The organism is Candidatus Eisenbacteria bacterium (assembly GCA_013140805.1).
Lineage (GTDB): Bacteria > Eisenbacteria > RBG-16-71-46 > RBG-16-71-46 > RBG-16-71-46 > JABFRW01.
In genome coordinates this window covers 1-13,842 of the sequence record JABFRW010000179.1, presented here as the reverse complement: position 1 = coordinate 13,842, position 13,842 = coordinate 1, and the positions used below count along the sequence as shown (strand labels likewise).

At 68.4% G+C, this 13,842-nt stretch carries 11 protein-coding genes; 3 read left to right on the top strand and 8 right to left on the bottom strand.

Going from position 1 to position 13,842, the window contains the following annotated elements; translation table 11 throughout:
- On the bottom strand, positions 1-1,849 hold a 1,849-nt coding region (gene uvrC, locus HOP12_13720), incomplete at its 3' end, for an excinuclease ABC subunit UvrC (GenBank protein ID NOT35200.1).
- A gap of 151 nt (positions 1,850-2,000) precedes the next feature.
- Between uvrC and rpsT the strand changes: the two genes are divergently transcribed.
- Genes rpsT through HOP12_13705 form a run of 3 tightly spaced genes read left to right on the top strand, consistent with a single transcriptional unit; the run spans position 2,001 to position 3,990 of the window.
- Entirely contained in the window at positions 2,001-2,258 is a 258-nt protein-coding gene (gene rpsT, locus HOP12_13715; protein ID NOT35199.1) for a 30S ribosomal protein S20, read from the top strand.
- A gap of 11 nt (positions 2,259-2,269) precedes the next feature.
- On the top strand, positions 2,270-2,698 hold the full coding sequence (locus tag HOP12_13710; GenBank protein ID NOT35198.1) for a hypothetical protein: 429 nt from the start codon (positions 2,270-2,272) through the stop codon (positions 2,696-2,698).
- Positions 2,653-3,990, top strand: a complete 1,338-nt coding sequence (locus tag HOP12_13705; GenBank protein NOT35197.1) for a hypothetical protein — start codon at positions 2,653-2,655, stop codon at positions 3,988-3,990. The genes HOP12_13710 and HOP12_13705 overlap by 46 nt, the downstream gene beginning before the upstream one ends.
- Position 3,991: 1 nt before the next feature.
- On the opposite strand, the gene HOP12_13700 is transcribed toward HOP12_13705, so the two are convergent.
- The 7 genes from HOP12_13700 to topA all read right to left on the bottom strand — a co-directional run.
- Positions 3,992-6,898, bottom strand: coding sequence for a BamA/TamA family outer membrane protein (locus HOP12_13700; GenBank protein NOT35196.1), 2,907 nt, complete (start codon positions 6,896-6,898; stop codon positions 3,992-3,994).
- Positions 6,899-6,930: 32 nt separating this feature from the next.
- Positions 6,931-7,695: a 4-hydroxy-tetrahydrodipicolinate reductase gene (gene dapB, locus HOP12_13695; protein NOT35195.1), complete on the bottom strand. Its 765-nt coding sequence runs from the start codon at positions 7,693-7,695 to the stop codon at positions 6,931-6,933.
- Positions 7,692-8,588 carry a 4-hydroxy-tetrahydrodipicolinate synthase gene (locus HOP12_13690; GenBank protein ID NOT35194.1) on the bottom strand — a complete coding sequence of 299 codons (897 nt, stop codon included), beginning with the start codon at positions 8,586-8,588 and terminating at the stop codon, positions 7,692-7,694. Before HOP12_13690 ends, dapB begins: the two co-directional genes overlap by 4 nt.
- A gap of 95 nt (positions 8,589-8,683) precedes the next feature.
- Positions 8,684-9,523: a diaminopimelate epimerase gene (locus HOP12_13685; protein ID NOT35193.1), complete on the bottom strand. Its 840-nt coding sequence runs from the start codon at positions 9,521-9,523 to the stop codon at positions 8,684-8,686.
- A complete protein-coding gene (locus HOP12_13680; GenBank protein ID NOT35192.1) occupies positions 9,520-10,530 on the bottom strand; it encodes an Ig-like domain-containing protein in 1,011 nt (336 codons plus the stop codon). Before HOP12_13680 ends, HOP12_13685 begins: the two co-directional genes overlap by 4 nt.
- Positions 10,531-10,616: 86 nt before the next feature.
- The gene (locus tag HOP12_13675) at positions 10,617-11,504 is read right to left on the bottom strand and encodes a tyrosine-type recombinase/integrase (protein ID NOT35191.1); all 888 of its coding nucleotides are present in this window, start codon (positions 11,502-11,504) and stop codon (positions 10,617-10,619) included.
- A partial coding sequence (gene topA / locus HOP12_13670; protein NOT35190.1) for a type I DNA topoisomerase occupies positions 11,497-13,842 on the bottom strand: 2,346 nt, incomplete at its 5' end. The genes topA and HOP12_13675, both read right to left, overlap by 8 nt.

The following is a 13,842-nucleotide window of genomic DNA, read 5'->3' as shown; positions in this document are numbered from 1 at the left end:
CCTGATCGCCCAGCCTGCGGGCGGGAGTGCGCTCGCCCGGCGTTTCGCGCAGCGCCGTCACGATGCGTTCGGCGAGCACGGTCGAGACGCGCGCCTCGCGCGCGATGGCATCCGCGTCGGCGCCTCGGAGTGCCGCGACCGAGCCGAATGCCTTGAGGAGTGCGGCGCGCCGGGCGGGTCCGACACCGGGAATCCGGTCGAGCGCCCCGGTGAGCCGGCTGCGTGCGCGCAACATGCGATGGTAAGTGAGTCCGAATCGATGCGCCTCGTCGCGCAGTTGCTGGAGCATGCGAAGCGAGGGGCTGCGTCGCGGCAGGGTGATCGCCGGCGCCCCTTCGCGCACGATCGTCTCCTCGCGCTTGGCGAGCCCGATCGCGGCCACCGGGCGCGTGGTGATCTCGTCGAGTGCCGAACGCGCGGCACTCAACTGCCCTTCACCGCCATCGACGACCACCAGATCGGGACGCGGCAGCTCGCCGGACTCGACGCGTGCCCAGTAGCGGGACACCGCCTCCCGCATCATCGCGAAGTCGTCGGGGCCCGGGCGCCGCATGCGCATGCGGCGATAGAGCGAGCGCCGCGGAGTCCCGTTCTCGCCCGCCACCACCGCGGCGACCGCATGCTCGGCGCCCAGGTTCGAGATGTCGAAGCACACCATGCGGTACGGCGGAACGCTCAGTCCCAGGGCTTTCTGCAGATCCAGCACTCCGGGTGCGAAGCGGGCGCGCCGACCACTCGCGCGCGCGTCGAGGTCCTCGAGTGCATGCGCGGCATTGCGCTCGGCCAGCTCGACCAGGCGTCGCTCGCGTCCGCGCGTCGGGGTGACGAGTGCCACCGTGCGTGCGTTGGCGCGCTGCAGGCTCTCGAGCAGCGCTTCGCGATCCGCGGGCTCGCGCGCGGTCACGATGCGGCCCGGCGCGTCGGATCGCGCCAGATAGTGCTGCACCATGAAGCTGCGCAACAGTTCCTCGTCGGGAGCACCCGCGACTCCCGCCAGCACGCGCGACTCCTTGCCCACCACTCGACCGTCGCGTACGCGCAGCGTGACGATCGACGCCCGCGAGCCGTGGCGCGCGATGCCCAGCACGTCGGCGTCGCGAGCGTTCGGTACCACCACATTCTGCGGGGTGCGCGCGGACTCGAGCAGATGGATCTGATCGCGTCGGCGTGCCGCACCCTCGTAGTCGCGGCTCGTCGCGGCCTCCGCCATCTCGGCTCGCAGCCTCACCAGCAATTCCTCGTCGCGCCCGGTGAGGAACAGCAGCAGGCCGTCCACCAGCGCGCGGTACTCGGGCGGCGTGAGGGCCGAGCGCGTGGTGCAGGGCCCCGCGCAACGCTTGATGTGAAAGTAGAGGCACGGCCGGTTGCGGCGCCGGTAGTCCTCGAAGTTGCGACAGGTGCGGACCGGGAAGACGCGCCGCAGCTCGCGCAAGGTGCGTCGCAGGTTTCCGACGTCCACGTAGGGTCCCAGGTAGCGTGCGCCGTCGGGCTTCACCTGGCGCGTGACGGAGACCCGCGGGAACTCCTCCTGCACGCTGACGCGGACGTAGGGGAAGCTCTTGTCGTCCTTGAGCAGGATGTTGAAGTGCGGGCGGTGCTGGCGGACCAGCGTCGATTCGAGCAGCAGCGCCTCGGCGTCCGAGCCGGTCATGATGACGTCCAGGTCGACCGCTTCGGCCATCAGATCGGGGATCATGGGCCGGGTGTCGGTCCCATGGAGATAGCTGCGGAGCCGTTCCGAGAGCCGAATCGCCTTCCCCACGTAGAGCACGCGTCCCGAGCCGCCCTTGAACAGGTAAACCCCTGGAACGGAAGGCAGATTGAGGATCTTTTCGCTCAGAACGCTCATGAATCCCCCAAGCACACCCCAAGCGGGGTAACCTGACCGCAGACACTACATCCGCGAAGGCAAGCGCATCAACGGGATGCTTGACAGCCCGCAGGGGCCTACCTATCCTCCCGCGTCCGTTCATCACTGAGGTGTCGCAAGGAGGATCTTCATGCCGTATCACAAGTCGGCGGCCAAACGAGTCAAGACGAACGAGATCAGCCGCCGCCGTAACATTGCTGCACGCAGCCGGATGCGCCACGTACTCAAAGCCGTGCGCGAGGCCAAGGACCGTGCGACCGCGAGCGAGCTCTACGTGAAGGCCGCCGCCATTCTCGATCGCACCGCCGCGAAGGGCATCATCAAGAAGGAGACCGCGAACCGCCAGAAGTCTCGTCTGGCCAAGTTCGCCGCCAGCCTCTCCGCCTGAAAGGCGAACGCATGAGGTGGTTGCGCGCGGGGATCACGCTCCTCGCACTGGTATCGATCTTCGATCGGGCCGCTGGCGCCGATGCGCCGGCGGCCGTTCCATTTCCGGTCGTGGCTCTCGACTCGGCTCCCGCCCGTCCGAACGGCTGGGCCTACGCGAGCCTGCTCGGTGGAGCTGCGCTGATCGGCTCTTCGTTCTACTTCACCGGTCGCGCAAACTCGCACTACGACGACTATCTGCGCGAAACCGATCCCGCTCGCATCGAGTCGCTGTACGACACCACGCTGCGCAACGACGCCTACGCGCGCAGCTCGCTCATCGCCGGCGAGGCGCTGATCGCGACCGGCCTCTACCTGCGCTTCATCCATCGACCGCACAGCGGCGCTCGCCTTCAGTGGTCGATCGCGCCGACGCGCTGCGCCATCGCGTTTCGTTTCTGATGCCGTCGCGCCGTTGGCCGTCCGCCCTCGTGCTGCTGATCGCGATCGGTCAACTCGGATGTGCCACGCGCGATCGGCTCAACCCGTTCGATCCCGCCAACGGCACCACGCTGGGTCGCCCGGTCGGCTTCGCGGCGCTGGCCGGCAATCGGCGCGTGGACCTGCGGTGGCAAAGTGCCTCGGGTTCGGGCCTGCTGGGATTTCGACTGTGGCAACGCACCGCCCCCGAGTCGGCCTACAAGCTGATCGCCGGACTGCTGCCGCCCGCCAGCTCGCGCTACGTGAGCAGCGGGCTCCTCAACGATGTCGACCACTCGTATCGCCTCGAGTACCAGTTCGCAGACGGCACGACCAGCCTGCCCTCGGAAGACTCAGCGATGCCCGGGCGGGCGGTCGGCTGGGTGGTCGACGGCGCACGCGGCGAGTTGTCGCGCCTCACCGCCGACGGGCGCCGGGTGGCGCAATCGTGGGGCGGCTTCACGGCGCCCGATGCGCTGGTCGCCGACACCACGAACGATCACGTGTGGGTTTCGGACGGCAGCGGTGGCCGTCTGTGGCTGCTGCGAGCCTCCACCGGCGTGCTGCTGTCGATTCCGGCCGGCGGCGTGCCCGGCGATCTCGCGGTCGTTCAGGGCGACAGCATGGCGTGGTACTGCGACGAGGCTCGAAACGAGTTGCGACTCTACGCAAGCACCGGTGCATTGCTCGACACGCTCGGCGGATTTCTGACTCCGAGCGGCGTCGCGCTGGTTCCGCTCGACGGCACGCTGTGGGTGGCGGATCGCGACCACAATCGAGTCTTGCACATGGATCCGGACGTCGGACTGCTCGGTTCGACGCCGATGTCACGACCTTCGCGTCTCGCACGCGATGCCGTCACCGGGCAGGTGTGGGCCACTTCATTCACCGCGCGCGTGGTCGTGCGCCTCGGCCCCGACGGTTCGCTGCAGCAGACGCTCTCCGGGTTCGGGGGTCCGGTCGGTGTGGCGATCGATTCGCGTCGCGGCCGCATCTGGGTCGCCGACCTGAACGGCGGTCGAGTGGTCGCGTTCGATCGCGATGGCGCTCAGCAGTTCGCGATCGGCGGACTGCCGGGACCCCGCTCGATCGCGGTCGACGAGAACACCGGACGCGCGTGGGTGGCGTGTGCGGAAGCCGGCGCGACGATCGTGATCGCTCCGACCGGTACGGTGCTCCATCGGCTGTCGGCATTCGAGAGCGCGACGGGTATCAGTGTGGACGGAAACGCGACCCTGCCCCCGCCGAGCGGGGTCGCGCCGGCCGTTCCTTGAATTAGAAATTGTATCCGATCCAGAACCGCGTGGTCGGCTTGTCGCTGAACGACTTGAAGTCGCGCGTCAGCCACGCGAAGTCCCAGCGGATCGCCGGGAAGTAGCCACCGCCCAGATAGACACCGAAGCCGGCGCTGCCGAGCGTGCGATCTTTCTTCAAGTCGTCGGACGACACGTCACCGGCCGCGAACGGGTCGAGGCGGTCGTGCGCGTATCCGGCATCGGCCCACGCCGCGGCTCCGATCGTCGGCAGCTCCCAGGCTGCGGGAATCCCCAGCACCAATCCGCGCACCAGCGGCACGCGGAACTCCTGCTGCAGAAGCGCGGTCTGTGTACCGCCGAGCGAGCGCCGATCCCAGCCACGGAGCGCTCGCAGCCCGCCCAGGTAGAAGCGCTGCGCGTCGGGGCCGAAGCTCGCCTGCGCGTTCATGCGGGTGGCCGACACCATGCCGGAGCCGATCTTCTGATAGCGCCGCGCGTCGAACTGCAGCGTGCCGTAAGTGCCCTGGTCCGCGGTGAGGTCGCGCGTGTAGCCGGCGGTCGCCGCCCAGCGCGTGCCGCCCGAAGGTCCGAGCATGCTCCAGCGCGCGTTGTCGTGGACCAGCGAGACGTACTGCGAGACGAGGTCGAGATCCTGGATCTGACCGCTGCGCAGCCGGTGATCGATCGAGTGCCGCGCCACCAGCGAGCCGTCGAGTCGCAGGAACTTGTTGAACGGGTACGAGCCGAGCAGCGTGAGGCCGACGCGCGGCTCGCGCACCACCGCGTCGAGGTCGGCGTCATAGGTCTCGGTGAGTCGGAATGCGCCGACGCCGTAGTTGAACCGCTGCGACTGGTTGAGGTACGTGAGTCCGATCTGGAAGCCGTCGAGGAAGCTGCCGTAACGATCGGAGTCGTTCGCGAGCAGCACGTAGAGCTGTTCGTTCCCGAGCACGTCGCTGAGCGCGATCTGTCCGCCGGCCGCTCCCCCGCTGACGCCGGGATCGGCCGCGAAGCCGCCCTGCACGATGTCGAGCGCAATGCGGCGCTCGTACGGCAGCCGTGGGCCCCCATGGACCTGACCGGTCGGTGGATGCTCCGGCGCCATGCCGAGAATCGGCGCCGGCATCGCGGCCGCGAGCGGCGAGGGATCGACACTCGTCTCGATGTCCAGCGTGTCGGGGTTGAAGCGGGTGCGGTAGACCTGGAACTCGATTCCGTCCTGCCCGATGAAGAGCAGGCCGCGTCCGTCGGCCAGCCAGTCGGGATCCGACGCGGGGCCGAGCAGTCGGGTCGCGCGCCGAACGTCCGGCGAGGGCTCGATCGAACGCACCCACAGGTCGCTGGTGCCGCCGCGCGTGGAGCGAAACGCCACCCACTGGCCGTCCGGAGAAACCACGGGCTGGCGATCCTCACCGGCTGCAGGGGCCCCGAGCGGTTCGGGCACGCCGCCCGAGAGCGACAGGCGGAAGAGCTGATGCTCGCCGGTCGCGCTGCCGCGATCGGAAGCGAACACGACCCAGCGGCCGTCGGGCGAGATCCCGGGTTCCACGTCGTCGAAGTCGTCGCGGGTCAGCTGCTCGAGCTGCACCCGCTCGTTCGGCCAGCTCACGCGATAGAGGTCGGAGCGTCCCGAATAATCTTGAGCCGAGAATACGATTGCATCACCGTCGGGTGTCACCGCGGGGTCGTTGATCGCGACCAGCAGCGGCAGGTCGACACGCCGCAACACTCGGCCGTTCGAGCCCGCGAGCAGGTACAACATGTCGCGTCCACCCTGCTTGGCCGACAGCGCGATGTGGCCCGAGCGCGCGACCGCGGGGCGATTCTGGAACAGGTGGAAGGACTCGAACGACGGGCTCACGCCACCGCGCAGCACGCCGCGATCGCGGCGCTTGCGCCCGGCGACCGGTTCGTTGATGCGCAGCTGGATGCCATCCTCGCCGGCCGCGAAGTAGCAGAACGCGGGATTCCCGGCCACCGAGTCGCGAGCGGTCGAGTCGGTCGGGAGTGCTCCCGGCAACACGCGCACGCCCAGGTTGAAGTCGCCCTTGCGCGTCATGCGGCGCATCACGATCTGCGGATGGTCGGCCGAGGCGACGGCCGGGTAGTAGTGCTTGCGCAGCGAGTCGAACCACTCCGCGTCGAGCTCGGCGAGCGGTCGTCCGTAGATGATGCGGAACAGCGTCTCGAAGCTCTCGGCCCGATGCCACTGGTCCAGCAGGTCGAACACCTTGTCGGGCCCGTAGCGATCCGCCAGGAAGAGCAGGAACGACTGTCCCTCCTTGTACATGAGCACGGTGCCGGTGATCGACTCGCTACGAGTGAGCGGCATCGCGCGGCCGCTGATCACGGCATCGCGCAACAGACCCTCGGCGTCCTCGTCCCAGCGCGTGCCGCAATACTCGGCGAGGCCTTCGGTGAACCACAGCGGCGGCAGGTAGTTCATCGGGCGACGGTGCTCGCGCATGACCTGCGCGATCTTCTCGAGCATGTAGGAGTGCGCCATTTCGTGGCGCGTCACCCACACCAGTCGCTTCCAGGAGCCGTTGTGCGGCACCAGCACGCGACCCTTGATGAGTTCGGTCAGCCCGCCAGTGCCCTCGGAGATGAGTCCGGGAGTCGCGTTGGTCTGCTGGAAAACGTGGTGCGCGGAATAGAGCAGGAACGGCACCGGTTTGCGCGGCCGCATGCGGAAGCGCCGGTCGTATTCGACGCACACGCTCTCGGCGGCGGGTGCGAGGCGGCGCGCGAGGCTCTCTTCCTGGCTGTAGAAGTGCAGGCGCAGGTGGGCGGTCTCGAGCACGCCCCAGTCGAGCTTTTCGTAGTGGACCTTGTTCTTACCGTAGCCCTGCGCGAATACGGCGGCGGGAGTCACCGCGAGGACGAGCAAGAAGAGACTGAAGCGCGCGAAGGGTACGAAACGCATGTGCGCGTTCTCCTGAGATGAGTTCGCCCGGTCTAGGCCCCCCCCGCGGCCACCGGGATCGCTTCCAAAGTGTAGAGACCCGCCGGCGCGTGCGCTACAAATTTCGCGGCGCGCAGCGCGCCGTGCGCAAATGCCGAACGGTCCTGAACCGTATGTCGCAATTCGAGTGCCTCGCCCGCTCCTGCAATCAGCACGCTGTGATCGCCGACCCAACTGCCACCGCGCACCGCATGTAGCCCGATCTCCGCGTCGTGACGCGTTCCGACGCGGCCCTCGCGGCCGTGGCGAAATGCCCGCTCATCCCATCCGCGCAATGCGGCGACGTCGGCGGCGAGTCGCAGCGCGGTACCCGACGGACTGTCCGCTTTGCCCCGATGATGACGTTCGACGATCTCGACGTCCCACTCCGGCAGCGCGCGCAACGCGGTCTCGAGCGCGCGCCGCAAGGCCAGCAGGCCGAGACTGAAGTTCGCCGAGCGCAGCACCGCCGAACTGCGAGCGGTCGCCGAAATCAGTGCTTCATACTCGCTCGTGAGCGCGGTGGTTCCGGAAACCAGCGGAACCGCCTGAGCTCCGCAGCGCCTCGCGACCTCACCTGCGACTTCGGGAGTGCTGAATTCGATCACCACGCGGCCGGGGCGGATCGCAGCCTCGAGCGACGACTCCCACTTCACGCCGAGCCCGGGGTCGCTGCGGCTGACGGCCGCCGCCACCTCGATCGAACCGTCCTCGAGTGCGGCCTCGAGAACCGCTCGGCCCATGCGGCCCGACGCACCCACCACCACCAGCGAGATCACGCGCGTGCCGCGCCGCTCGCCAGCGCCAGCTCCAGTCCGACCGCACGCGCGGCCTCGAGCACCGCTTGTTCGGTCGCAGGTTCGATGGCAACCAGCGGAAGTCGCAGCTCGTTTCGGATCAATCCCATCGCGGACAGCAGGTACTTGATGGGACCGGGATTCGATTCGATGAACAGCGCCTTGAAGAGCGGCGCCAGGCGCGTGTGGAGCGACTGCGCTTCGGCGAGCCGGCCCGAGCGTGCGAAGTCGCTGAGCTGGCGCATCTCGCGCGGAGCGGCCTGCCCCGCGACCGAGATGATGCCGCGCCCTCCGACGGCGACGGTCGGAAGTGTGAGCGAGTCGTCGCCCGAGAGAATCGTGAAGCGCGTTCGAGCGCACAGCGCACTCGCCTGATCGAGGCTACCCGAAGCTTCCTTGATCGCCACGATGTTCGGAACGTCCTGCAACTTCTCGAAGGTCTCGGGCAGCGTGTTCGTGGCGGTGCGACCCGGCACGTTGTAGAGGATGATCGGCAGCCGTGTCGAGCGCGCGACGGCCGCGAAGTGCGCGATCTGCCCCTTCGGTGTGGGCTTGTTGTAGAACGGCGTCACCAGCATCGCGCCGTCGAGCCCCAGCTCCTCCGCGATACGCGTCAGCTCGATGCTGTCGGCGGTCGAATTCGTGCCGGTCCCGGCGACCACCGGTGCCCGCCCGCGCACCCGGTCCTTGACGAACGCCCACAACTGGCGCCGCTCCTCGACCGTGCAGGTCGCAGCCTCGCCGGTCGAGCCCGAGACCACGAGGCCTTCGACCCCACGCTCGAGCATGTACTCCACCAGGCGCGAAGTGGCTTCCAGATCCACAGCTCCGTCTCGAAACGGCGTCACCATCGCGACCATCAGTCCATCGAACATGCTCGACTCCTCTCGAAAACTCGCACCGCTCGGGACGCGAGCCTAGCTGCGGCGCGCGCGGTCCGCCACTCTCGCCCGGCACCGCATGACGTGCCTCATTCCCCGCCCTCGGTCCAGACTCCTTCGAATGCGACCGTGGCGGGGCCGACCAGGGTGACGTCCCACGCTTCGCCATCGGGCTCGAATCGCACCTCGAGATCGTCCCCACCCCAGGTGCGCACCACCATCGGCGAGGCGTCCCCGTGGGCTGCGGCCCACAGCGCACTCGCCATCGCGCCGCTGCCGCACGCCAGTGTCTCGGCCTCGACGCCGCGTTCGTAGGTGCGCATCGCAATGCGCCCGGGTGCGATGCGTTCGACGAAGTCCACGTTCGCGCCCTCGGCGCCCCACCGAGGGTGGCGACGCAGTGGCGGCGCCCACTCGGCGAGCGGTACCTGGGACAACCGCTCGACCGGCACCACCAGATGCGGCACGCCGGCGCGCACGAACCGGCCCCGCACGGTGCGGCCCTCGACCTGGAGCGTCTCCTCGGGTCCCGCTCGCTCGACGCGACCGAAATGCAGCGCAATCCCGCCCCCCGCGGTCGGCTCGGCGTCGAGCACGCCGACCGCGGTCCGGAATCGGATCCGCCCGCCGCTGCCGAGACCCAGGTCGAGCCCACGCCGCGCCGCACATCGAGCGCCGTTGCCGCAGAAGTCGGCCGCGCCGCCGTCCCGGTTGAAGTAGCGCATCGCGAAGTCGCACGTCGCGTCTCTTTCGAGCAGGATCACGCCATCCGCACCGACTCCGCGCCGGCGATCGCAGATCCGCGCGATCCACGCATCGGGCGGCTCGGGCAGCGCGATCCCTCGATGATCGATCACGACGAAGTCGTTCGCAGCGCCATGCATCTTGAGAAACGCGATGCGCAGTCCGGCTGCCGAAGGATGGCTCATGGGGCACTCCGACGTCTCAGAACCAGCGTCAGTCCTTTCAACTCTTCGGCCGGCCGCAACGTCAGTTCCAACTCGTCGCTCGCGGGCTCGAGTACCTCGTTCCACTTGCGATCGCGGTCGAAGTCGCGGAAGACCCGAATCCGCCACACGCCGGCCGGCAGCGAGAGAACGACTTCCTTGCCGGTCACGCCCTCCAGCCGCTCCGACAGGGTCGAGTCGGCCGGGGTCGCGCGCACCCAGCGGATCCCCTGCTCCATTTGCAGCGTGTCGATGACTTCCGCGGTGACCTTGGCCGGCGCGCGCGGATTGAGCACCACCAGCGCGAGGCCCGAGCGCACCGGCTCCTCGGCCGTCAGCTCGATCACGCTGTCGGCGGCCGCGAGCACGTCCCGCTCGGGCTCGAACGAACGATTGCGGTCGAGGTCGGCGAACGCCCACAGGCGATAGCGCCCGGGCACCGGCAGGCCGACCACGCGGAAGTTGCCGTCCGGATCGACGAACCCGAGCGCGTCAAAGTCTCCGCCGGTGCTATCCGGCACGCCGAGTCGATTCGCGTCGTAGCACCATAGATACGTACCCGGAGCCGCGAAGCCGCGAGCCTCGAGCTTGCCCTCGAGCACACCCTTCGGAAGCGACTCGGCGGTCGTGAACACGAACGCGTAGCCGCGATCGAGCGGATTGCCGTGGCGATCGCGCGCCGTCGGCGAGACGAACAGCGTGTAGGTGCGCTGTGCGGCGAGCGAGTCTCCGAACACCACGGTGAGCGCGCTGCCCTTCCAGCGCCGCTGCGCGATTTCGATCGGCGGGGCGATCGAGACTGCTTCACCCGCCGTGCGAGGCTCCATGCCTTCGCTGAAGGTCAGCGTGAAGCGCGAATCGCGAGGAACACCCGCCCCGCCGGAGTCGGGTTGGACGTCCACGATCTGCGGTCGGATCAGGTCGGGCGGTCCGCCGGTCGGAGCACCCTTGCGGGCGCAGGCGGGAAGCATTGCCAACCACAGCGCCACGAGGCTCGCGCCGGCGAAAGTGCCGATTCGGGAGCGCCAAACGCGGCGTTCGCCACGGCACGCGAGCACGTTCGGGTGCATCGCCGTCACGCGCGCGGATGCGCTTGTTCGTACGCCTTGCGCAGGCGCCCGCGCGTCACGTGCGTGTAGACCTGAGTGCTCGCGAGCGAGCGATGACCGAGCAGCTCCTGAATGGCGCGTAAGTCGGCGCCGCGATCGAGCAGGTGACTCGCGAACGAGTGCCGCAATGCGTGCGGTGTCACGCCGAGCCCGGCCGCCACCGATCCCAGACGCTTCGCGACCACGCGCTGCACGGTGCGACCGCTCACTCGCATGCTGCGCGTGTTGAGGAACACCGCTTCGTCTTCGCGGGTGGCCGCGCCGCGCCCTGCCATCCGCAGGTAGACATCGAGTGCCGAGAGCGCCGACGCACCGATCGGCACGATGCGTTCGCGCCGACCCTTGCCGCGCACGCGCAGCAGGGCCGCACGCGTGTCGACATCGCCACGATTGAGGCCCACCAGTTCCGCGAGCCGCAATCCCGACGAGTAGGCGATCTCGAGCAACGCACGGTCGCGACGCGACACCGGATCCGCGCCGCCGATCGCGTCGAGCGCGCGGCCCAGCTCCTCGGACGGCAGCGTACGTGGCAACCTGCGGCCGCGCCTGGGCATCGGCACCTCGCGAGCGGGGTCGTCCGCGATCACGCCGCGCCGAGCACAGAAGCGCGAAAAGCTCCGCCACGCGGCCACGGCGCGCGCAGCGCTCGAGGCACTGTGACCGCTGCGATACAGCTCGTGCAGGGCGCGCTCCAGAAGTTCGCGGGTCCATCCACTCGCCGCGGCCGGCTTGCCGACCCCGGCCATCAGATCGAGCACCCGCGAGACGTCGCGCCGGTAAGCGGAAACGGTGTGAGTCGAGGCTCTGCGCTGCGCCTCGAGCTCGCTCAGGAACGCGGTGAGCGCGTCACGCACTGGCCGGTTCCGGCGGGAACTCCATCTTGCACTGAAGGCAGCGAAGCATGAGTCCCTTGCGCTTCGTCTCCTTCTCGACCATGAACGCGGCCCCGCAATTCGGACACGGAACCGGGCGCGGTCGATCCCACGCCGCGAACTTGCATTCGGGATAGCGCGTGCAACTGAAGAACACCTTGCCGCGCCGGGTGCGCTTCTCGAGGATCTCCCCTTCGCCGCAATCGGGGCACGCGATGCCAAGCGTGATCTTGCGCGCGTAGTCGCAGGTCGGGCGTTTCTCGCACGAGATGAAGCGCCCGTACGGACCGTTGCGCGCCACCAGCCCCGATCCGCACTTGGGGCACGTGCCTTCGATCGGCGTCGGAAGCTCCGCGTCGTCGACCGGCCGCGTGTACTTGCACTCGGGGTAGCCGGGACACGCGAGGAACGGACCGCGGCGGCCGAACTTCCGGATCAGCTTGCGGCCGCAGTTCGGACACGCGATTTCGGTCTCTTCCTGCACGCTCTCGCGGTGCTGGTCGACCGACTTCTCGGCGACCGCCAGATCTCTGCTGAGCGGCTTCCACATCTCGCCGACCACGCCCTGCCACTCGCGCTTGCCCTCTTCGATCTCGTCGAGCTCGTCCTCCATGGTGGCGGTGAAGCCCACGTCGAAGACGTCCGGGAAAGTGTTCACGAGCAGCTTGTTCACGGTACGGCCGAGTTCGGTCGGCACCAGTTTGCCGCGATCTCGATCGACATACTTGCGACCGGTGATGGTCGACACGATCGTGGCGTAGGTGCTCGGTCGCCCGATGTTCTCCTCTTCGAGCGACTTGACCAGCGAGCCTTCGGTGTAGCGCGGCGGCGGTTGAGTGAAGTGCTGAATCGGGCACACGGTCTCGAGCGCCTCGCCATCGGTCGGCTGTTCGATCGGCTGTTTCGCGACCGCGAGCGCGGTGCCGATCGCCAGCACCGGCAGCCTCGACTCCTTCTCCTCGTCTTCTTCCTCGAGCCCGTAGAGCTTCTGGAATCCGGCGAATTGCAACACGCGCCCGCTGGCACGCAGACCGTACTTGCCGGCCTCGACTTCGATCGTGGTGGCAAGGTACTCGGCCGACGATGCCTGCGAAGCGGTCGCGCGCTTCCAGATCAAGTCGTAGAGCTTGAACTGCTCCTCACTCAGGTAACGCTTCACGGCTTCGGGCGTGCGCGCGACGGACGAGGGTCGAATCGCCTCGTGCGCATCCTGGGCCGACTTCTTGCCCTTGAACTGGCGCGGCTGTTCGGGCACGTATTCGGGGCCCAGCGAGCGGGTCAGCCAGCCGCGGATCTCGGCGATCGCCTCGCCGGCGAGTCGCGGCGAGTCGGTACGCATGTAGGTGATCAGACCGACGCTGCCCTCGGCGCCGAGCGCGACACCCTCATAGAGCTGCTGCGCGACCTTCATGGTGCGCTGGCTCGTGAAGCCGAGCCGGTTGAACGCGGTCTGCTGAAGCGTGCTGGTGATGAAAGGGGCGCGCGGGTGGACCTGCTTGGGCGTGGTCTCCACCGACGCGATCCGACCCGGGAGCGTCGCGAGTTCATCGGCATAGGTTCGCGCCCGCTGCGCGGCGTCCGCGCCGCGCACTTCGCCCTTCTCGAGATCCGCTCCGCTCACCTTCACGAGCCGCGCGGGGAACGATTCGCCGGCCGCGGTCGCGTAGTCGACCTCGATCGTCCAGTACTCCTCGGTGACGAAGCTCTCGATCGCGTCTTCGCGCTCGCAGATCAGGCGCAGCGCCACACTCTGCACCCGGCCCGCCGACAATCCGAAGTAGAGCGTCTTCCACAGGAACGGGCTGACTTTGTATCCGACCAGGCGATCGAGCACGCGGCGCGCCTGTTGCGCGTTGACCAGATTCATGTCGAGGTCGCGCGGATTCTCGAGTGCCAGCTTCACGGCGCGCTCGGTGATCTCGTTGAACGTGAGCCGCTGGATCGGAACCTTGGAACCCGACAACGCTTCGGCCAGATGCCACGCGATCGCCTCGCCTTCGCGATCGGGGTCCGGCGCCAGGTAGACGCGCGAGGCGGTTCGCGCCGCGGCTCGCAACTTCGCGAGCGTCGCCGCCTTGGTGGCGATCGGCTCGTATTGCGGCTCGAAGTTGTTCTCGAGGTCCACGCCGAGCTTGCTCTTCGGCAGGTCCATGATGTGGCCGTTCGAAGCCATCACCGCGAACGAGCGGCCGAGGAATTTGTTGAGCGTCTTCGACTTGGTCGGCGACTCGACGATGACGAGCGACTTGCCACTCGCGTCGACGTCTTCGGGCGCGCGCGGGGCTCGTGCCGCGCGCTTCGGCGCAGCTCCGGCCTTGCG